We start from the raw sequence: 21,667 nt of genomic DNA, 5'->3' as shown, positions 1-21,667 counted from the left end.
AGTTAAGCTTTTCTTTTCTTTTGAGATTCGAAATGATTAATAGCTTTTATTGCGTCTTGAGCATTAGATAATTCAGCATACTTTTCAGCAGTATACCCTTTATCAGATTTCTTTTTTAAATCTGCTCCATTTTCAACTAAAAGCTTTAAAATTTCAACTCTATTAAATTTTGCCGCATACATAAGCGGTGTCATTCCATTAGATTTTTGATTTACATCAGCACCTAATTCAATAAGTTTTTTTACGGTTTCAAAATCTCCTTTAGCAATTGATGCACAAAATGGGCTAACTGAGTTTTCTGCTTTTACAATTTTAAAATTGTTAGATGTCGTAGTTGTTGCAAAAGTGCTAAACGAAAAGCCTAATGCAATTGCTAAAATAATTACTGTTTTTTTCATGATGAAAGATTTAAATTAATTGATTGTTTTTTGATTATACTAAAGAGACGACATATTTCTCGTTCTGTTACACATAAAAATTATAAATAACATTTATTTAACGCTTTACAAACAAATATGTTAAGGCTTTATTAAATTGAAAAAAATGGTTAACAATAAGTCGTTAATCATATAATAAATCTTTAAATTCATTTTTTTGGTACTTAAAATTTAAGGTTACTACTTTAAACTTTTATCTTTGAAGCTTAAAGCCATTCCACTATGAACAAAAAAGTTATTCTTATGATTCTTGATGGTTGGGGAACATCTCCTGACCCTAAAGTTTCAGCAATTGACAATGCAAAAACGCCTTATATAGATTCACTATACCACAATTACTCTCATGCTAGCCTTAGAACTGACGGTTTACATGTAGGTTTACCAGAAGGTCAAATGGGAAATAGCGAAGTTGGACACATGAATCTTGGTGCAGGACGAATTGTTTACCAAGACTTGGTTAAAATAAATCTTGCTGTTAAAGATAAAACATTAGGTAAAGAAGCTGCTTTGGTTAATGCCTTTAATTATGCTAAAAGCAATAACAAGCCTGTTCATTTTTTAGGCTTGGTAAGCGATGGTGGTGTTCACTCACACATTAATCACTTGTTTGGGTTAATTGATGCAGCCCAAGAATTTGGTGTTCAGCAATCTTATGTCCATGCATTTACTGATGGTAGAGACGTTGATCCAAAATCTGGTTACGGATTTATCACATCGTTACTGTCACATATAAAAAACACAAACACCCAACTTGCAACAGTTACTGGTCGTTACTATGCTATGGATAGAGACAAACGCTGGGAACGCGTTAAACTAGCTTATGATGCTTTAGTTAATGGTATAGGAGAAACATCAACAAATATTTTAAAATCTATCGATAACAGTTATGACAATAATGTTACTGACGAATTTATAAAACCAATTATTAATCTTGATACTAATAATGAGCCAGTAGCAAAAATTAAAGAAGGTGATGTGGTTGTCTTCTTCAATTTTAGAACAGATAGAGGACGTCAACTTACTGAAGCCTTATCTCAAAAGGATTTTCATGAACAAAACATGCATAAATTGGATTTACATTATGTAACAATGACCAATTATGACGATTCATTTAAAGGAATTAATGTTGTTTTTGACAAAGACAACCTTACTGAAACCTTGGGAGAAATTCTTGAAAAGAACCATAAAACTCAAATTAGAATGGCTGAAACCGAAAAGTATCCTCATGTAACATTCTTCTTTTCAGGCGGAAGAGAAACTCCTTTTGAAGGTGAAACTAGAATACTTCGCAACTCTCCTAAAGTAGCGACTTACGATTTAAAACCTGAAATGAGTGCCTACGAACTAAGAGATGCTTTAATACCAGAACTTGATAAAGGCGAAGTAGATTTTGTATGTCTCAATTTTGCAAATGGTGATATGGTAGGACATACTGGAGTTATGGAAGCTGCAATACAAGCCTGTGAAGCTGTAGATAAATGCGTGGAAGATGTGATTACATCTGCATTAAAAAACAATTATACTACATTATTAATTGCAGACCATGGTAATTGTGAAACCATGATAAATCCTGATGGTTCACCAAACACGTCACATACTACAAACCCTGTTCCAGTAATTTTAATTGACAACGATAAAACAAAAATTAAAGATGGTATTTTAGGAGATATTGCTCCAACAATATTAAAATTAATGGGTGTTGAGCAGCCAAAAGCCATGACACAACATCCATTGGTATAATTAAGTCAATGCCATTATTTTATGTATTTTTGCAACGTTAAAAAATGAAAGATGAATTTTCAGGATAAGTTAATTATAGCTGTAGATTTTGATGGTACAATCGTTGAAGACGGTTATCCTAAAATAGGAAAACCTAGAATTTTTGCGTTTGAAACCTTAAAACGACTTCAAGATGATGGTCATCGCTTAATATTATGGACCTATAGAAGTGGATCAAAATTAAACGAAGCAGTAAAATTTTGTGAAGATAAAGGCATACAGTTTTATGCTGTAAACAAGAGCTTTCCTGAAGAAAAATTTGACTATTCAAAGAGTCGAAAAATATATGCTGACATTTTTATTGACGACAGAAACATTGGAGGTGTTTTAGGTTGGGGAGAAGTATATCAGTTGATAACCAACGAAACTCCAAACATGAAATCAAACCAAAAGAAAAAAGGTTTGTTTTCATTTTTAAGAAAATAAGATGATTATAGTAAAAACAAAAGAAGAAATAGAATTGATGCGCCAAAGTGCTTTGGTGGTATCAAAAACACTTGGTATGCTTGCTAAAGAAGTAAAAGCAGGTGTTACCACAAATCAATTAGACAAACTTGCAGAAGATTTTATAAGAGCTCAAGGTGCATTACCTGGTTTTAAAGGTCTTTACGACTGCCCATCTACATTACTTTGTAGTGTAAACGAAGCTGTTGTTCATGGTTTACCTACAGACAGACCACTAGAAGATGGCGATATAGTTTCTATAGACTGTGGTGCATTAATGAACGAGTTTTATGGTGACCATGCTTACACTTTTGAAGTTGGCGAAGTTGACCCTGAAACTAAAAAACTTATAGAAGTTACAAAAGAATCGCTTTACGTTGGTATTAGAGAATTCAAATCTGGAAACCGTGTTGGCGATGTAGGTTATGCCATTCAAAACCATTGCGAAGCTCAAGGTTATGGTGTAGTGCGTGAATTGGTAGGGCATGGACTTGGACGTAAAATGCACGAAGACCCTGAAATGCCAAATTACGGTAGACGTGGTAGAGGAAAAAAGTTTATAGAAGGTATGGTTGTAGCCATTGAACCAATGATTAATGGTGGCACACATCGTGTAAAACAACTTAAAGATGGTTGGACAATTGTAACGCTTGACGGAAAGCCTAGTGTACATTTTGAACACGACGTAGCTCTAGTTGATGGCAAACCAGAAATACTGTCAACCTTTGCTTATGTTTATGAAGCATTAGGCATTACGTCTGACGAAGAAAATGAGTTTAGACAACAAGCTTTAATTCTTTAATTTCTCATTATGAACACCATTGAGTTTATTGAAAAGGAACTTAAATCATTAAGAGACTCCTTAAATAATCACGACCTATACAAAGCACTTTCAACACCTGATGATATTAAAATTTTCATGGAACAGCACGTATTTGCTGTTTGGGATTTTATGTCACTTTTAAAAGCGCTACAAAACCATTTAACAACAACATCGTTACCTTGGTTACCTGCAAAAAACCCTGCAACTGCACGTTTTATCAATGAAATTGTTTTAGGAGAAGAAAGTGATGTTAACGAACTAGGAGCTCCTAAAAGTCATTACGAAATGTATCTAGACGCCATGAATCAAATAGGTGCTAACACATCTCAAATGCATCAATTAGTACAGTTTTTAAATAATGGCGATTCGCTTGAAGATGCTATTAAAAACTGTAATTTAGATACTGCTACCGAAAATTTTATCAACTATACGTTTGAAATTATCAGCACAAATGAACCTCACAAAATAGCTTCGGCATTTACATTTGGTCGTGAAGATGTGATTCCTGATATGTTTTTTCAAATTATCAATCAGTCACAAACCAATGATAATTCTTACAGCAAGTTAACCTATTATCTTAACAGACATATAGAGCTTGATGGAGACGAGCACGGACCTTTATCATTAAAAATGATAGAAGAACTTTGTGGTAATGACGACCAAAAATGGCAAGATGTATTACAAGTGGCTAAAGATGCATTAAAACAACGTATTGCGCTTTGGGATGGCATTTATGAAAATATACTTTCTAACAAAACCATATTAGCTTAAACTGTTTGAAAAAGCTTTTTAAAATACTACTAAACCTCATACCTAGACCGTTATTAATCAGGTTTAGTTATTTAGTACGTCCTGTTATAGCAACATTTTTAAAAGGAGAAAACCACACTGATCCTATTGATGGTAAAAGCTTTAAAACCTTTTTACCTTATGGTTATGGCACACAACGCAACAATGTTTTGTCACCTTCAACCTTAAGTTTAGAGCGTCACAGGTTGTTGTGGTTGTATTTAAAAAATGAAACTGATTTCTTTTCAGCAAAAAACAAAGTGCTCCATTTTGCTCCAGAACAGTGTTTTTTAAAACGTTTTAAAGCATTAAAAAATATAGATTATACAACCACAGATTTACTATCACCTATTGCTGATGTGAAAGCTGATATTTGCAACCTTCCGTTTGCAGATAACAGCTATGATGTTATTTTTTGCAATCATGTTTTAGAGCATATTCCTGATGATACTAAAGCAATGCAGGAATTGTATCGCGTTATGAAACCTGGTGGTTTTGGTGTTTTTCAAATTCCGCAGGATTTAAACCGTGAAACTACGTTTGAAGACGATAGCATCACTGATAAAAAAGAACGTGCTAAAATTTTTGGTCAATATGATCATGTGCGTATTTATGGTCGTGATTATTTTGACAAATTAAGACGTATTGGTTTTAAAGTTGAAGAAGTAGATTACACCGCATCGTTATCTGATGCTGACATACATAAATACTGTTTAGCAAAAGGTGAAATTATTCCGGTTGTTTACAAATAACTCTTAATATGACACAACAAGCATTTATAATTACAGGTGCATTATTCGGAATATTAGCCATAATATTTGGTGCGTTTGGTGCACATGCTTTAAAGAAAACACTATCTGAAGATCAACTTAAAAGTTTTGAAACTGGCGTAAAATATCAAATGTATCATGCTATTGTTTTGTTAATACTTGGTTTTAATCAAGAGTTCTCTACATCAGCAATGTATTGGTGTTTTACTTTAGGTATTGTCCTTTTTTCTTTTAGTATCTATGGCTTAATTTTAAGTGATGCCAAAGGAAAGAAATTACGTTTTCTAGGACCAATTACGCCTATTGGAGGTTTACTTTTTGTTGCTGGTTGGTTGATGATTATTATACAAGCTCTATAAAAAAAGGAAAGCCTTTAAATAGACTTTCCTCTTTTAATCTTTCAGTGTTATTTGTTGCTATCTTTTAATAATGCGTTTTGTTGCGCTTCCTGTTTCCGTATTAACTTTTACTAAATAGAATCCATTAGACAAACCAGAAAGGTTTACACTTGATAATTTAGTTGTTTTTACTTTCGTTCCTAAAACATTATAAACTTGTATAGATTTAATAGTTGAATTGGTTTTTATATTTAAAATACCATTTGTTGGATTTGGATATACTTTAATTAAATCATTTGATAAACGGAAATCTTCCACAGATAACGTAGAACTAGCGCCAAATTCATAAGCTCCCATATCTACAGTTGTATTATGTATACGTTGATTAAATAATAAATCTGCTGTAATACCAGATGGCACTAAACTGTTATCTCCTGAATCTATTCCAGGCGAACTAGCTTGTAAAGTAAAATCGTTGTTAATAGCGTTAGTAAATAATGGGTCTGCATTTGATGTATTGGTCAAGAATGATAAGTTGTTAAAATTATCTTCACTAATAGAATTATTTACAAAAACCGTATTTGGATAAGAAACATGTCCTGGATTTACTGAAAGTCCAACAACTCCTGATGAACCTTGATCATTGAAATAAAATACTGAATTGTTTATAGTTGCATTGTGTGTACTATTTCCGTCTAACCTTCTACTTAATGCTAAAGTACCTTTAAGAGAACTCGAGTATGTTCCAATATCTTCATTATTTGCGAAAGTACAATTGGTGATAGTGGTTGTTAGGTTAGCTCCTGTATCATTTGCTCTTATCCAAGCTGAACTTCCCGTATAACCTAAAGCTGAACCACTAACATTATAAGAAGCATTATTAGTAAACAAGCAATTAACCATATCTAATGTAACTGTTCTATTTGCATTTACAAGAAAATACAAACCAGAACCGTAGCGACTCAAATTGTTATTAAATATACAGTTTTGAAATGTCATACTAGTATCATTATTCAAATATGAGCGTACTGCGCCTCCAGTTAATCCAAAGTTTTCATCAAACTCACAATTGTAAATTTTTAAATTGGATGTTTGACCTCCAATATTAATAGCACCACCGTAACCATTTGTACCAGATCCATTGGCATGACCATACATAATTTTAAATCCATCAATCACAGCATTATCGGCATTTAACACTTGCATTACGTGATACGAATTGTCTCCTCTTGTTCCTGTACCATGCCCAGCATCATCTCCATTTAAATCGCCAGATAATATGGTTGGATTTGCTAATATATCGCGTTCTGAAATTGAAGATTCTGTACCATTAAAACCACCATAAATATGAAGTCCATCTATATCGATATCAAATGAATCGTTTCTACTGCTTCCTGGTTTATAAGTTCCAGAAGCTACCCAAATTTCTGAAGTAGTTGTTCCAGCAGATTGAATTGCTGTTTGTAAATCTGTTGTTGCATTTGCCCAAGAATCACCATTACCATTTCCTCCAGCAGCATTAGCATTTACATATATTCTTGATAAGGTTGGTGCAGGTGTAAATTCTTGTACTGATAACTTTCCAGAGTCCATATATGCTATAAACATGTTACCTGTAACAGGATTCATTTCCATCTCTGCAAAAAAACTTGCGCTTGAGGCAGAAACACCTGGTGTTGGTAACGAGTTACTAATTGTACCATTATCATTTATGATACTAAAAGATAAATTTTCTGAAACGTCAGAGTACATTAAATAATTTTTATTGTTAGTTAAATTCTCTCTAAACTTAAGCACATTTTTGGTGGTATTGTAATAACTAACTAATGACGTGTTTTGAAATATCAAAATCTCTTCAACAGTTCCATTCATTCTATAAGCTGCTGCTAATGTCTTATTATTGATTCCTGAAATGTTACGTAATGTTCTTCCACCTATATATGCATACATATCAAAACTAGTAACATTACTGCTACTACCTACAGGTTTTCTTCCAACAACACTAGAGTTATCTGTACCTGCATAAGCAACAAAGTAATCGTTATAATTAACGTAATCGTAGCTGTGGTCTAAAACATATTGAGGTGAATTAATTAAAACTTCTTCTAATGCAGAACCAGATAATGTACCACCAGGAAATTGAATAATTCTTAACTTTTTGCTGGTTATTTTTCCTGCTACTCTTACATCTCCACTCGAGTTAAATTGAATTTGAAATGGGTTATCTGTAAAGCCATAATTAAGATTAACACCTCTAGCAACCCAGCTTACACCATCAAAACTATAGACATCCATCTGGTCGTCTGCTGTTCTTCTGTAAGCTACCCAAGGTTCGTTTGTTACTGGATTGAATTTAATAGCATGGTTAGCAGATGCCATATTGGATAATGTAGCTCCAACAGCAACCCAAGACACACCATTATATCTCATCACTTTTGGTTTATTACCATCTGTTACATCATTGTAAATAACATATGGGCTTCCATCTATTGGATGAAATGATAAAGCAACATTATCTGTAAAATTTGTAAACTGTGGGCTTCCTACCTGGCTCCATTGTGCATTCGCAAAAAAATAGCCAGTAAGAAAGAATAATACAAGTAATTTGGTTTTCATAATAGTTTGGTTTTTAAGGTTATTATGAAAACAAAAATGCCCTTAAATGTATATAAATTTAAAGACAAGTTTCTGAAACGGGCTTTTCGACTTTTAAAGCTTAGATACTTTGTACTATGGTTAAAAACTCTTCTTTTTTATCGTTAGAAATTGAGACTGATTTATCATTTTCCATAATAATATAACCGCCATCTTTTTTAATATACTCTTTTATGAATGCTAGATTGATTAAAAATGAACGATGCGGACGATAAAACATTTTTATATTTTGAAGTAAGTCTACAAAGAACTTTAACGGCTTACTTACTAAAATATCACCATCTGAGAGTGTGGTAACATTGGTATACATGCCATCTGCTTCTAGCATAATAATGTCTGTAAAGTTTACAAACTTTATACCGTTACTGTTTGGCAGTCCTATCTTTTTAAAATTAGCATCTTCTAAACTACTCTTTAATTCTGTTAAGCGTTTATTGATTTGCGAATTGCCTAAAAATTTAATGGCCTTGTCTACTGCATCCTTTACCTGACTTGGTCTTACAGGTTTTAATAAATAATCTATTGCAGATAACTGGAAGGCTTGTATAGCATATTCACTATAAGCTGTGGTAAAAATAATCTCGAAATTATGAACTTCCTTTTCTATAAAATTTAAAATTTCTAGTCCAGAATGCTCAGGCATTTCTATATCTAAAAACACAATATTTGGTGCTTCTTGCTTTATTAATTCTACGCCAAACATTAAATTATCGGCTTGTAAAATTGTGGTTATTTTTGGGCAATTTTCTTCTACCAATATTTGCAGTACTTGTCTTGCTTTTTTTTCGTCGTCTATAATTAAAGCTTTCATAATTATTTATTTACTATTGGTATGTTTAAAATCACTTTGGTTCCTGTAGCTTCATCACCTTGTTTTAAATCTAAAATCTCTACACCTATTTTTTGTTCTTTACCGTAGTTGAGCAAATCTAAACGCTCAGTAGTTGCTTTTAATGCAAATGATTTATGCTGATGTTGACGCTTTTGATTTATAGCTTTGGATTTTTCTCTTCCAATGCCATTATCTTCTACAATACATTGTATTATGTTTTCTGAAGGTTTAGAAATAGAAATACTTAATTCTCGGTTATCCTTTTTATGTAACAATCCGTGTTTTAAGGCATTTTCAACATAAGGCTGAACAAGCATTGTTGGTATTTTAATAACTTCGGAATTTGCGTTATCATCAACAGTAACTTGATAGTCTAAAGCATCTTCAAACCGAAGTTTTTCTAACTCTAAATACAGTTTTAGGTTATGAACTTCTTCTGGAATTGAGATAAATCCTGTATCACTAAAATGAAGATAATTACGAATTAAATCGGCAAATTTCCCTAAATAATCGCTTGCTAAATTCTTTTGATTTAACACAATATAATCTTGAATAGAGTTTAATGCATTGAATATAAAATGCGGATTCATTTGTGCTTTTAACGCTTTTAATTCACTATCTTTATATTGTTTTTCTAACGCTAATCGCTTTTGTGTTTCTTTTAATTCTAAGGTGATTATTTCGGCTTGTTTTTTAGCCTTAAATCGGCTGTAATAAATTAATGATGATAGTAAAATTAAAGCAGCAATAATAGAAGAGCCAATAAATAAATTTCGATTTTTACTACTTTCTAAATTAGAGATTTGAAGTTGTTTTTCAGCTATATCTTTTTCAGATTTAATCTTATCGGTTTCGTATTTGGTTTGCATATCTACTAATAACTCTTTTCGCTCTTTTGAATCTAAAGAATCTTTTAAAACATTATAACGTTGTTGCGCTAATTTTGCTTTTTCTCTATTATTTGCAATACTGTATGCAATAAACAAATTTTGATTTGTAATTTTAGCATAGTGCAAATTACCTGTACGGTCAAAAATTTCTAATGCCTTTTCATAATAAGGTATAGCGGCTTTATAATTTCCTTTTAATGATTCGGATTCTCCTAAAATTCTATATGATGACGCTAAATTTCGGTCTTGTTTTTTACTCTCGTAATATGGTATTGATGATTTTAAAATTGTTATTGCTTTATCATATTCACCTACATTTTTATAATAGTCACCCAAAACAGATGTCATTATCATTTCTAGGTGATTATTTTTTATTTGTTTAGCAATTTCAAGAGCTTTTAGTGTGCTTTTTTCAGCGTTTTTAAAATCTTTTAATTGCGTGTAAGTTTGCCCTAAATTGTAATAATATCGTACCGTTTTATCATCTAAAGGAAGTTGCTTAGATAATTCAACTACTTTCAAGGCTGTTTCTAAAGACTTTTCGTTATTACCATAGCCTCTATAAACCGTAGAAAGTATATTTTGGGCTTGTATTTTTTGTTTTGGATTAGCATTGATACTATCAAGAATGGCAACAGCTTCTAAACTATGAGTAAGCGCTTCTTTAAACAAACCTCGAGTAACATAAACTCTGGCTAATTCTGTTTTTAAACTACTTGTTCTTAATAAATCATTTAATGATTTAGATATGTTTATTGCTTCTTTTATGTAAGGTTCAGATTTTTCAATATCTTTTAAAAAATGGTAATTTGATAACGCTAAAAGGTTGTTAATTCTTAAAGTATCTTTTTGTTTAGTTGTTTCTAGTTTTTGTAATAAACTATCTAATTGGTAATTTTTTTCTTGAGCAGTTATTGTCGAAAAAAATAGCAGACTTAATAAAAAGAAAAGTTGTTTTTGCATAATTAGGCTCTAATATATGCAAGATGGTAATTTCTATTTAAACAGATGTAAAATATTTCTAAAAAGCCTTTTTGGATTTCTGGAACCAAAAAAGCCGTACCTAAAAACGAACAAAAGGTAAGGCTTAACTATATTAATAGTTGTTAATAGCAATTATAAGACACAAGTATTTTTCTTTGATCACACATTATTCAGGAAAACCATTTAGATTTAAAGTTTCAAACTCGTTTTTATCATTTTCAAAAATTAAAAATGCTTTTAATTCAGGATGTGATTGAAGAAAGTCTTTTACACCCTCAATTCCCATAGCTTGAAAAGCTGTTGCATAAGCATCAGCTGTCATACAATCTTTTGCAATAACTGACACACTTAACACATTAGTTTTAGATGGATAACCTGTTTTTGTATCAATAATATGAGCATATCTATTACCATTTTCATCAACTTTAAATTTTCTATAGGTACCAGAAGTTGCCATAGCTTCATCTTTAATACTTATCGCCTTTAGAATAGACTGTTCACCATCAAATCTGGGTTGATCTAAGCCAACTTTCCAATTGCTATCCTTTTCAGCATTTACACCCTTACTCCTTATCTCACCTCCTATTTCAACTAGATAATTATCAACTTTTTTCTGTTCTAAAAAATTAGCAATAACATCTACTCCATAACCTTTTGCTATAGCATTAAAATCTATAAATGCACCTTTCAGTTTCAAAATCTTATTATCAACTCTATTCACTTTATCAAAACCAACATATTGCATAAGGCTATCAATTTTTAAACTATCTAGAGCAACTATTTTTCCTTGCGGGCCAAAATCCCATGCGTTTACAACAACTCCTATGGTTGGGTCAAAAGCGCCTTGAGTATTGTTAAAAATAACTTTAGATGCATTAAAAACGGTTATAAAATGGTCGTCAATAGAATTGCTCTCGTTTCGGTTTATTTTAGAAATATCAGAATCTGGAATATAGGTGGATAATGAGGTATTAATTACCGCAAAAAGACTATCAAATGACTTGGTATAGTCAACGTCTTTATCATAAATAACTGAGTAACTAGTACCAAATACATCACCTGATAATTTAGTGTTTGAAGGTCCTTTTTTACATGTAAAAAAAACTGATGCAATCAGTAAAAAAATTAAAACTTGTTTCATTAGTTAAGATGTGTTTCAATCACCTGAATACCATTATACTCTATAAGATATTCTTCGTTAAAATATATTGGTAAATCTTCACCATTTGGATTTCCTAAACCAACTCCAGCATAAAGTACTTTGGCATCCTTATCTGCTGCGTGTTTTTTAAAAGTTTCCATCCAAACAATGTCATAGTTATTCGGGTTTTCTGGCAACATTACAGCTCTTACAATCACAAAATAGTATTGACTGTTTTTATCAATACACACAAACTGTGGATGCTTTTTTAATTTGCTATTTATAGCAACAAACTCAAAGCCACGTTGCTCTAAATCTTTGCCAACATGGTTCATTGCCAAATTATGAAGTTCTTGTTTGGTAAGTGGTTTACTCATAACACAAAGATACGAACTTGCTATTTAAACCTCACAAATTTTGAATCGTAAAATGTATAGTTAGAGACAGGAATCACAGCGTCTTTTTCCAGTTTATACCAAGGTGAAATAGTACTATCTTCTAAGTTTTTTACCAAATGAACGCTTTGCGCTGGTGTATTTCCTTGAAAAAGCAAAAACAACTTGTCTCCTGTTTCGTTTACTATTTCATCACAGATAATAGCTATATGTCCTGGCGCACCACCTTTAATGAGCATATCTCCAATTTGAAGCTTACTTACGTCATTAATCTTTGGAAGCTCATTGTAAAGCGATAAAGTTCCTGAATAGGTATAAATAAGATTTAAGTACTTATAAAAATTTGTTTTAGAATGGTCTTTAGCAGCTGTTTTATGAAAACTTACTTTGTTACCATTTATCTTTGGTCTATAACCTTCAGCGTATTTTAACCATGAGCAATAATGCCCAGAAGTAAAATTAAACCCAATTTCATCTTTTCGGTTATTGTCCCAAAGATACTCACTTCTTACTCTAATTAAAGCATCAGCACATTGTTGCAATCCGTTTTTTGGAACAGGTATTTCTAGCACTCCAACATGTCCACTTTGCCAAAAATATTGAGAATCGTCATAATTAATAATCTTACTACCAAAAGGTTTCAATTCATAATTTCTCAAATACTCTTGAAAACTCCCTTTGGCATACTCAACACGCTTAAAACCTTTAGGTATATTTACTCTAGATTGAATTGTTAAACTATCCTTATTGACTAAATCTGGAGTTTTTATAGCTGATGAAATAATCTCTACTGATTTTTTCACTGGCTTAAACTGATACGCAAAAGCTCCAACAACCACTAAAGCTAAAATGACAAGTAGTATTTTTTTCATATTGAAATAACGCTGTTTATCTTTATTTTGGTATGTAAAACTTTAAATTGTGCATCTTTCTTAACAGATGAAACGATTAACTCAAATTTTATTACTGTCTCAAGTATTGATTCTTTCTTGTAAAGAAAAACAACAAAACTTACCTGATCCTTTGGAAGCTGGTTGGAAAGGAAAAGCTGTTTGTGAAGTTATTGAAAACAACCCAAAGCTAAGAGTATTAAAATGTACTTTTGCTCCAGGAGTTGGACATGAAAAACATTATCATAATCCTCATTTTGGTTATACCTTAAAAGGCAGTAAATTTAGAATTACCGATTACAAAGGTACTCGCGAAGTGAATGTACCCTCAGGATATAGCTTTAAAAAAGACAGCATAACTACTCACGAAGTTTTAAATATTGGTGACAGTACAGCTGTATTTTTAATAATGGAATACAAATAAAAAAACCAGCAATTGATGCTGGTTTTTTTTATTTAATTCAGAAGGTTTATTAACCTCCAAAGTCATCAAATCTAATGTGCTCATCTGGGATACCAAAATCCTCTCCCATTTTTTGAACTGCTTTGTTCATTAATGGAGGTCCACAGAAATATAACTCTATATCTTCTGGTGCATCGTGATGACTTAAGTAGTTATCAATAACACAGTTGTGAATGAATCCTACAAATCCGTCTCCTGGTGCATCAATATTTTCTTTTACTTTCCAGTTATCTTCTTCTAATGGTTCAGATAAAGCTAAGTAAAACTTAAAGTTAGGGAAATCTCTTTCTAAAGCTCTAAAGTGCTCTAAGTAGAACAACTCGCGTTTAGAACGTCCACCATACCAATACGTAACTTTACGTCCAGTCTTTAAGGTTTTAAATAAGTGATATAAGTGTGAACGCATTGGTGCCATACCTGCTCCACCACCAACATATAACATTTCAGATTCTGACTCATTGATGAAGAATTCTCCATAAGGTCCTGAAATAGTTACTTTATCTCCTGGTTTTTGATTAAAGATATAAGACGAAGCAACTCCAGGGTTTACATCCATCCAACCGTTTTTATTACGATCCCATGGTGGAGTAGCAATACGAACGTTAAGCATGATATCTCGTCCTTCAGCTGGGTAAGAAGCCATAGAATAAGCTCTTTCAACTGTTTCGTCATTTTTCATTACTAATGGCCAAAGACCAAATTTATCCCATTCTGCTTGAAACTTATCTGGTGTTTCGTGCTCTTCAGGATGTGCAGTAATATCAATATCTGCATATTTTACTTCACATGGTGGAATTTCAATTTGAATATATCCACCTGCTTTATAGTTCATATCTTCTGGAATACGAACTACAAACTCTTTAATAAAAGATGCTACGTTATAGTTACGTACAACTTCTGCTTCCCATTTCTTGATACCAAATACTTCTTCTGGAATTGTAATTTCCATGTCTTGCTTCACTTTTACCTGACAAGATAAACGTGCTCCATGCTGTAACTCTTTACGAGTAAAGTGAGGTGTTTCAGTTGGAAGTGCTTCACCTCCACCTGATAATACATGACACTCACATTGAATGCATGTACCACCTCCACCACAAGCTGATGGTAAAAATATTTTTTGGCTTCCTAAAGTTGTAAGTAAGCTTCCTCCTGAGGCAACCTCTATTTCTTTTTCACCATTAATTTTAATGGTCACTGGACCTGATGGTGATAATTTTTGTTTTACGAATAATAACAAACCTACCAATAGTAGTGTTACTATTAAAAAGGCCGCTACGGTTGCTAAAATTGTTCCTAATGTACCTGCTGCTAATATCATATTACTCGTTTATTGTAGTCGTGTTTTCAGCTAATTTTTGTTCTTTTTCTTTTACCTGTTCAACTTGTGCAGTTTCAGGCTCTTTTGTTGCTTCATCATCTCCACCAGTTAACATTCCTCCAAAACTCATAAACCCAATTGCCATTAAACCAGTAATAATGAATGTAATTCCTAATCCTCTTAAAGGAGCAGGAACATTTGAATAACGTATTTTTTCACGAATAGCTGCAATAGCAAGAATTGCTAAAAACCAACCAATTCCTGAGGAAATTCCATAGTTAAACGCTAATCCAATACTTTCAATTTCTCTTGATTGCATAAATAATGATCCACCAAGAATTGCACAGTTTACAGCAATAAGTGGTAAGAAAATACCAAGAGAGTTATATAATGATGGAGAAAACTTCTCTACCACAATCTCTACTAATTGTACCATAGTTGCAATGGTAGCGATGAACATGATAAATGACAGGAAGCTTAAATCGTAATCAGCATACTCTGCTCCTAACCACGTTAATGCTCCTGGTTGTAAAATGTATTGGTCCAATAACCAGTTTACAGGCACAGTTACTGCTAATACGAATATTACAGCTGCTCCAAGACCAACTGCAGTACTTACCTTTTTAGATACTGCTAGGTAAGAACACATTCCTAAGAACGTGGCAAATACCATGTTATCTATAAAAATTGATTTGAAAAATAATTCTAAATGTTCCATATTCTATATTTTGATGAAATTCTGAATCAAGTTCAGAATGACAAGTCAATTTTAGTCTTCTATTAAATCTTTGTTTCTACTACGTTGTACCCAAATAATGATACCTACAACTATCAATGCCATTGGTGATAATAGCATAAAACCGTTGTTTTCATAACCAATAGCGTATAATCCTGTTTTTTCAATTGGGTCTCCTAATACTTTAAATCCTAATAAAGTACCAGAACCTAACAGTTCTCTAAAGAAACCTACAATAACAAGAATTACAGCATATCCTAAAGCGTTACCAATACCATCTAAAAACGATTTCCATGGTCCATTACCTAAAGCGAAAGCCTCAAAACGTCCCATAATGATACAGTTGGTAATGATTAATCCAATAAATACTGAAAGCTCTTTACTTAACGAATACGCATATGCTTTCAACACTTGGTCAACAATAATTACCAATGCTGCTACAACTGTAAGCTGAACAATAATTCTAATCTTTGATGGAATAATATTACGGATTAATGAAATAACCACGTTACCTACTCCCATTACAAATAATACAGACAATGACATTACTATAGATGCCTTTAATTGTGCTGTAATAGCCAGAGCAGAACAAATACCTAATACTTGAATAGTAATTGGGTTGTTATCTGCTAACGGATCTGTTATTAATTTTGCGTCTTTTTTTGAAAGTAATCCCATAAGATTATTTGTTTAAGTTTTTAAAATAAGGTACATACAACGACAAGTCTCCTTTAATCATTGCTGCTACACCATCACCAGTTATTGTTGCTCCAGCAATAGCGTCTACTTCATTATCTGTCTTATCTTGGTTAGTTGGGTCAGCATTACTTTTTGACACTGCAACACCTTTAAAGTTTCCTTGGCTATCTAATAAATGCTCACCAATAAAATCGTCCATAAAATAACGTTCTTTAATGTTTGCACCTAAACCTGGAGTTTCTCCTTTATGGTCAAAATAAGCACCTTGTATCACCATGTTTTCATCCATAGCTATATATGCCCAAACAGCATCCCAAAGTCCTTTACCTCTTATTGGAGCGATGTAGTACGTTTTACCGTCTTTTTCTCCTACAAATAATGGCAATCTTCTTTTAGAAGCATCTCCTTTAGCTTTTTCTTTTTTGATATCAATTAAGTAAGCTTCATCATTTTCGGTTACATCACCATTTAAAATAACATATTGTTTTGTGATGTATTTGTTAAATAATTCTGGTGCTACATCAGTAGATACAAAGTTTGCACTACTCTCGTCATTTTCATTTACACCCATTGCATATAGGATGTTTTGCTGCATTTCCAACTCAACATTTTTTGTAATTGTAGGTTTAAGTGATGCTGCTGTAAAAGCTAACAAAGCACCTACTACTACTACCATTCCTATGGCAAACAATACTGTATATACGTTGCTATCTGTTTTATTACTCATTTTAAGCTGTTTTTGCTTTTAAACGTTTCATTCTTCTTTTCACATTTCCTTGAACCACGTAGTGATCAATTGTTGGTGCAAACACATTCATTAACAGAATTGCAAGCATTACACCTTCTGGATATGCTGGGTTGAATACTCTAATTAATATTGAAATGAATCCGATTAAGAATCCGTAAATCCATTTTCCTTTGTTGGTTTGTGAAGCCGTTACAGGATCGGTTGCCATAAACACAGTACCAAACGCAAATCCACCAATTAGTAAGTGATGCCAGAATTCAGTACTCATTAATCCATAAAACTTGCTTCCTTCACCTATCCATCCTGCATCTACAACACCATTGAAAATTAATCCCATTGCCAATGCACCAAGTACAGATGACAACATAATTCTCCAGCTTCCTATTTTAGTAAAGATTAAGAATAAACCTCCTAAAAGAATTAATACTGCTGAAGTTTCACCAACTGAACCAGGAATTAATCCTGTAAACATATCCCAAACAGAATAGGTTATTTCTTTTCCTTGTGCTAAACTTCCTAAAATAGTTTCACCCGAAATAGCATCAAGATTCTCACCTGCAGCAATAGCTTTATCTCTTGCTACAGCACCATGAACCCATACTTTATCTCCAGACATCCAAGTAGGATATGCAAAGAATAAAAAGGCACGAATAGTTAATGCAGGATTAAGAATATTCATTCCTGTTCCTCCAAACACTTCTTTACCAATTACAACACCAAAAGCTACAGCAACTGCTAACATCCATAATGGTGTATCTACTGGTACAATTAGTGGCACAAGCATACCTGTAACTAAGTAACCTTCTTCTACTTCGTGACCTTTAATTACTGCAAAAACAAACTCGATTGCTAGACCAACTCCGTAAGACACAATTACCAGTGGTAATACTTTCCAAAGTCCTATTACTAAGTTATCCCAACTCCAAAATACAGAATCAAAAAAACCTGTCGCTTGACTAATTTCACCTAAAGCTAAATAGTGCTGGTAACCAGCATTGAACATACCAAAAATTAAACATGGAATCAATGACATGATAACCGTGTTCATGGTACGCTTTAAATCGTCAGCTACTTTTATATGAGTACCACCATGAGTAGTCTCGTTAGGTAAGTATAAAAACGTATGTAATGCGTTAAACGCAGGCGCCATTTTGGTGCCTTTATACTTTTCTTTTAAGTTATGTAAATTACTTTTTAAGCTCATTATCCTATCTCTTTAAGCATTAAGTCTAAACCTTGTCTAATTATTTTTTGGTGTGGTTGTTTAGACACACAAATAAACTCTGTTAAGGCAAAATCTTCAGGTGCAACTTCATACATTCCTAAAGCTTCCATTTCGTCTAAATCTTGATACATACATGCTTTAAGAATTTGCATTGGATATATATCTAAAGGAAAAACCTCTTCGTAACTTCCTGTTACTACAAACGCACGATGTTCACCATTTGTATTGGTATTTAAATCGTACTTTTTCTTAGGGTTTAACCAAGAAAACGTCATCGCTCTTGAAGTAGAAATCTTATTAAATACAGGTTTATTCCATCCAAAAAACTCATAGTCATCACCTTCAGGAATAACCGTTACTGTATTACTGTAATAGTCTAGAGCACCATCTGGTTTAATTTGTTTTCCTGACAATACGTTTCCTGATATAATACGGTCGTTACCATCTTTATCAACACCATTGTCATAAACCATAGTTGCTATTTCGCTTCCTATTTTTGTTTTAAAATATCTTGGTTTTTTAACCGATGATCCAACCAAAGCAACAATACGCTCTGCATTGAATTTACCAGTTAATAACAATTCACCAATAACAACTAAATCTTGTGGATTAATCGTCCAAACTACTTCACCTTTGTTTATTGGGTCAATTTTATTGATTTGAGTACCAACGTTTCCTGAAGGATGTGGTCCTGACACTTTATGTAGTGTAATACCTGATAATCCTGCAAGTGGGGAATTGGAATTTTTACCAACCGACACATGTACTTGCCCTTCAGTTAATTTCCCTAAAGCTATTATGGCTGCTTGCATTTCAGCTTCTTTACCTTGAAGTACATAATCGTAGTCTGCTGCTAAAGGCGCTGATGCGTAACCTGATACAAATATCGCTTTAGGCGACTTGTTTGGGTTTGCAATAACATCGTAAGGACGTTGTTTAATAAATGGCCAACAACCAGAAGCTAACAAGTGCGCTTTAACTTTATCAGCATCGGCAGCATCTAAATTAAACTTACCAAAGTCAACATACGTTTGCTCTTTGTCTGCTTGAATTTTAATTGCCATAATTCGTCTTCTCTCTCCACGAGCAACTTCAACAACTTCACCTGAAACAGGAGACACAAACTTCATGTCTTCGGCATCTTTGTTGTAAAATACAGTTTCACCTGCTTTAACTTTTGTGCCTTCTTTTGCTACAAGTTTAGGAATTATGCTATGGAAATCTTCTGGTCTGATAGTGCAGTAATTGCTGATAATGGCATTTTCTGTCGTTTTCTCAGCGTCACCTTTAAGGTTTATGTTCAGACCTTTTTTAATCTTAATGTCGTTTGACATATGTTTGATATTGAAATTAATTGTCTAAAAAATCGCTGCAAATTTACGAATTAATAGCTAAAAATAATTTGAAAACACCTCAAGTTATTTATTTATATCAATTCTAAATAACAAAAATTAATTAGGCATAAAATTTGTGTATCTTTACAGAGACAACCGTATAATTTTGATGACAAAGACCATACAGCTTTTAATATTTTTAATTTGCCTACCTCTTTTAACTTTTGGGCAAATTGAAGAAACCAATCCTCCTGAGTATATTAGCACTATAACTTTTAAAGGAAACACCTCTGAAAGTCAACTGCCTATACTCCGTTTAGGCGAGCCTTTAATACTAGAGTTTGATGCTTTAAATGGTGATGAGGCCGATTTTTATTATGAAATAGTGCACTATAATTTTGATTGGACTCCTTCTCAACTGGTAAAGTCTGAATACCTAAGTGGTTTTGACAACCAGCGCATTCGCGATTATGAAAACTCTTTTAATACGTATCAAATTTATTCGCATTACAAGCTTCAAATACCAAACTCGCAAACTCGTGGTATTTTAAAAAGCGGCAACTACATGATTTTTATATATGATGATTATGATGAGTTGATGTTTTCAAGAAAATTTATGGTTTATGAAGATATTGTAAACGTTGGTGTAACCATAAAACGCTCAAGAGATGTAAAATTCATTAACGAAAAACAATCGGTTGATTTTGTAATTGCAACTAACAATGTCAATTTCAACAACCCAATGGAAACCATCAAAACACTAGTTATTCAGAATAATAATTTAAATACAGCTATCTCTAGCCTAAAACCACAATATGTTTTAGGAAACGAACTCATGTATAGATACAATACAGAGTCAAGTTTTTGGGCTGGAAATGAATATTTGTTTTTTGAAAACAAAGATGTTAGGGTTGCCAACGTAGGCGTACAGTTTATTGACCTCAAGGAGATTTACCATAACTACCTGTTTACAAATGAAGAGAGAGCAAGCAGACCATACACTTACAATCCTGATATTAACGGTAATTTTCTTATAACAGCTGTAAATACTGACAATGTTGCTATTGAAGCAGATTACACTATGATGCATTTTTCATTACTTTACCCTGAGCTTTTAGACGGAAAATCCATATACGTTTATGGTAATTTCAACAACTACGCGTTAGACAACATGAATAAAATGGTTTACAATCCTGAAGCTGAAGTTTATCAAACCTCATTTAAGCTTAAACAAGGATTCTACAACTATAAATATGTTGTAGTTGACGACAATGGAACTCTAGATGAAGGCGCAATAAGTGGAAACTTTTACCAAACCGAAAACAACTACAAAGTACTAGTGTATTACAGAGATTTGGGTGCGCGTTTTGATAGATTGATTGGTTTAGGAGAAGGTACTTCGGTGAATATTTCCAATTAAATAGAAGACACTCTTTTGCTAGAAAGGATTTCTCCTTTGTAAGTATCGTAGCTTAGATTTTTTTTGATAAAGGTCTTTGACTGTTCATCAAAATAACTGCAAGATTCTATAGGTTTTGCATAGAGATGCAAGCTAATTGTTCTTCCTTTTGAATTGTTTTTTAACTTATGCAAACCAATTGCATCATTAATATAAGCTTGTTGTTGATTAGCTATTTTTCGAATTCCTTTAGGTTCAACGTCGCCATTTTCATGCTTCTGGTACTGCACTTCTTCTATTTCGCCTTCTATTAAATACATCCAGCACTCTTCACCACTATGACAATGTATTGGTGTTTCTTGACCAGCTTCCCAACACAATAAAATCAGTTCAAAATTGTCGCTTTTATAAATACCATTTCTTACATACTTTTTAGTTGACCAGTTTAGGTATTCATCTAACACATTTTTTTCTAAAACTAAATTTTTAAAAATGGTTTTGTAATTATCCTTTGAAGATTGAGACAAAGCACTTATTAATTCATTTAAAGTAAATATAGGTTTCAATAGCTATAAATT

The 21,667-nt window shown here is 32.7% G+C and carries 22 protein-coding genes; 8 read left to right on the top strand and 14 right to left on the bottom strand.

What is annotated here, in order from left to right; genetic code table 11:
* Positions 1–2: 2 nt before the first annotated feature.
* Positions 3–398, bottom strand: a complete 396-nt coding sequence (locus A8975_RS03245; protein WP_131505942.1) for an ankyrin repeat domain-containing protein — start codon at positions 396–398, stop codon at positions 3–5.
* A 261-nt stretch (positions 399–659) separates the two neighbouring features.
* Here A8975_RS03245 and gpmI point away from each other — a divergent pair, with 261 nt between their 5' ends.
* Genes gpmI through A8975_RS03215 form a run of 6 tightly spaced genes read left to right on the top strand, consistent with a single transcriptional unit; the run spans position 660 to position 5,401 of the window.
* A complete protein-coding gene (gpmI, locus tag A8975_RS03240; RefSeq protein WP_134198656.1) occupies positions 660–2,177 on the top strand; it encodes a 2,3-bisphosphoglycerate-independent phosphoglycerate mutase in 1,518 nt (505 codons plus the stop codon).
* A gap of 51 nt (positions 2,178–2,228) precedes the next feature.
* Positions 2,229–2,642, top strand: coding sequence for a BT0820 family HAD-type phosphatase (locus A8975_RS03235; protein ID WP_134198655.1), 414 nt, complete (start codon positions 2,229–2,231; stop codon positions 2,640–2,642).
* 1 nt (position 2,643) lies between these two features.
* Entirely contained in the window at positions 2,644–3,462 is an 819-nt protein-coding gene (map, locus tag A8975_RS03230) for a type I methionyl aminopeptidase (protein WP_134198654.1), read from the top strand.
* A 9-nt stretch (positions 3,463–3,471) separates the two neighbouring features.
* The gene (locus tag A8975_RS03225) at positions 3,472–4,254 is read left to right on the top strand and encodes a DUF3050 domain-containing protein (RefSeq protein ID WP_134198653.1); all 783 of its coding nucleotides are present in this window, start codon (positions 3,472–3,474) and stop codon (positions 4,252–4,254) included.
* A 5-nt stretch (positions 4,255–4,259) separates the two neighbouring features.
* Entirely contained in the window at positions 4,260–5,024 is a 765-nt protein-coding gene (locus A8975_RS03220; protein WP_134198652.1) for a class I SAM-dependent methyltransferase, read from the top strand.
* Positions 5,025–5,032: 8 nt separating this feature from the next.
* Positions 5,033–5,401 carry a DUF423 domain-containing protein gene (locus A8975_RS03215; protein ID WP_134198651.1) on the top strand — a complete coding sequence of 123 codons (369 nt, stop codon included), beginning with the start codon at positions 5,033–5,035 and terminating at the stop codon, positions 5,399–5,401.
* 57 nt (positions 5,402–5,458) lie between these two features.
* Here the strand turns inward: A8975_RS03215 and A8975_RS03210 are convergent, their stop codons facing one another.
* From A8975_RS03210 to A8975_RS03185, 6 genes are all read right to left on the bottom strand, one after another.
* Positions 5,459–7,996, bottom strand: a complete 2,538-nt coding sequence (locus tag A8975_RS03210; RefSeq protein WP_134198650.1) for a T9SS type A sorting domain-containing protein — start codon at positions 7,994–7,996, stop codon at positions 5,459–5,461.
* A 100-nt stretch (positions 7,997–8,096) separates the two neighbouring features.
* Positions 8,097–8,846 carry a LytR/AlgR family response regulator transcription factor gene (locus tag A8975_RS03205; protein WP_134198649.1) on the bottom strand — a complete coding sequence of 250 codons (750 nt, stop codon included), beginning with the start codon at positions 8,844–8,846 and terminating at the stop codon, positions 8,097–8,099.
* A gap of 2 nt (positions 8,847–8,848) precedes the next feature.
* Positions 8,849–10,720 (bottom strand): tetratricopeptide repeat protein, encoded by a 1,872-nt coding sequence (locus A8975_RS03200; RefSeq protein ID WP_134198648.1) that lies wholly within the window; start codon positions 10,718–10,720, stop codon positions 8,849–8,851.
* A 187-nt stretch (positions 10,721–10,907) separates the two neighbouring features.
* A complete protein-coding gene (locus A8975_RS03195) occupies positions 10,908–11,882 on the bottom strand; it encodes an FAD:protein FMN transferase (RefSeq protein ID WP_134198647.1) in 975 nt (324 codons plus the stop codon).
* Positions 11,882–12,259, bottom strand: a complete 378-nt coding sequence (locus tag A8975_RS03190) for a Na(+)-translocating NADH-quinone reductase subunit F (protein ID WP_131505950.1) — start codon at positions 12,257–12,259, stop codon at positions 11,882–11,884. Before A8975_RS03190 ends, A8975_RS03195 begins: the two co-directional genes overlap by 1 nt.
* A gap of 20 nt (positions 12,260–12,279) precedes the next feature.
* Entirely contained in the window at positions 12,280–13,149 is an 870-nt protein-coding gene (locus tag A8975_RS03185) for a DUF4846 domain-containing protein (RefSeq protein ID WP_134198646.1), read from the bottom strand.
* A 67-nt stretch (positions 13,150–13,216) separates the two neighbouring features.
* Here A8975_RS03185 and A8975_RS03180 point away from each other — a divergent pair, with 67 nt between their 5' ends.
* Positions 13,217–13,591, top strand: coding sequence for a cupin domain-containing protein (locus tag A8975_RS03180; RefSeq protein ID WP_134198645.1), 375 nt, complete (start codon positions 13,217–13,219; stop codon positions 13,589–13,591).
* A 49-nt stretch (positions 13,592–13,640) separates the two neighbouring features.
* Here the strand turns inward: A8975_RS03180 and nqrF are convergent, their stop codons facing one another.
* Genes nqrF through A8975_RS03150 form a run of 6 tightly spaced genes read right to left on the bottom strand, consistent with a single transcriptional unit; the run spans position 13,641 to position 19,690 of the window.
* Positions 13,641–14,948 (bottom strand): NADH:ubiquinone reductase (Na(+)-transporting) subunit F, encoded by a 1,308-nt coding sequence (nqrF, locus tag A8975_RS03175; protein WP_131505953.1) that lies wholly within the window; start codon positions 14,946–14,948, stop codon positions 13,641–13,643.
* Position 14,949: 1 nt separating this feature from the next.
* Positions 14,950–15,666: an NADH:ubiquinone reductase (Na(+)-transporting) subunit E gene (nqrE, locus tag A8975_RS03170; RefSeq protein ID WP_129759266.1), complete on the bottom strand. Its 717-nt coding sequence runs from the start codon at positions 15,664–15,666 to the stop codon at positions 14,950–14,952.
* Positions 15,667–15,717: 51 nt separating this feature from the next.
* On the bottom strand, positions 15,718–16,362 hold the full coding sequence (locus tag A8975_RS03165) for an NADH:ubiquinone reductase (Na(+)-transporting) subunit D (RefSeq protein WP_129759267.1): 645 nt from the start codon (positions 16,360–16,362) through the stop codon (positions 15,718–15,720).
* Between the two features lie 4 nt (positions 16,363–16,366).
* A complete protein-coding gene (locus tag A8975_RS03160) occupies positions 16,367–17,110 on the bottom strand; it encodes a Na(+)-translocating NADH-quinone reductase subunit C (protein ID WP_129759268.1) in 744 nt (247 codons plus the stop codon).
* Between the two features lies 1 nt (position 17,111).
* The gene (locus A8975_RS03155) at positions 17,112–18,335 is read right to left on the bottom strand and encodes an NADH:ubiquinone reductase (Na(+)-transporting) subunit B (RefSeq protein ID WP_131505954.1); all 1,224 of its coding nucleotides are present in this window, start codon (positions 18,333–18,335) and stop codon (positions 17,112–17,114) included.
* A complete protein-coding gene (locus A8975_RS03150; protein ID WP_134198644.1) occupies positions 18,335–19,690 on the bottom strand; it encodes a Na(+)-translocating NADH-quinone reductase subunit A in 1,356 nt (451 codons plus the stop codon). Before A8975_RS03150 ends, A8975_RS03155 begins: the two co-directional genes overlap by 1 nt.
* 169 nt (positions 19,691–19,859) lie before the next feature.
* Here A8975_RS03150 and A8975_RS03145 point away from each other — a divergent pair, with 169 nt between their 5' ends.
* The gene (locus tag A8975_RS03145) at positions 19,860–21,110 is read left to right on the top strand and encodes a DUF5103 domain-containing protein (RefSeq protein WP_134198643.1); all 1,251 of its coding nucleotides are present in this window, start codon (positions 19,860–19,862) and stop codon (positions 21,108–21,110) included.
* Here the strand turns inward: A8975_RS03145 and A8975_RS03140 are convergent.
* The gene (locus tag A8975_RS03140; RefSeq protein ID WP_134198642.1) at positions 21,107–21,655 is read right to left on the bottom strand and encodes a cysteine dioxygenase; all 549 of its coding nucleotides are present in this window, start codon (positions 21,653–21,655) and stop codon (positions 21,107–21,109) included. The two genes, A8975_RS03145 and A8975_RS03140, sit on opposite strands and share 4 nt — an antisense overlap.
* Positions 21,656–21,667 lie beyond the last annotated feature (12 nt).

Source organism: Meridianimaribacter flavus (assembly GCF_004366715.1).
Taxonomy (GTDB): Bacteria; Bacteroidota; Bacteroidia; order Flavobacteriales; family Flavobacteriaceae; genus Gaetbulibacter_B; species Gaetbulibacter_B jejuensis.
This window is presented reverse-complemented; position numbering and strand designations above follow the sequence as displayed.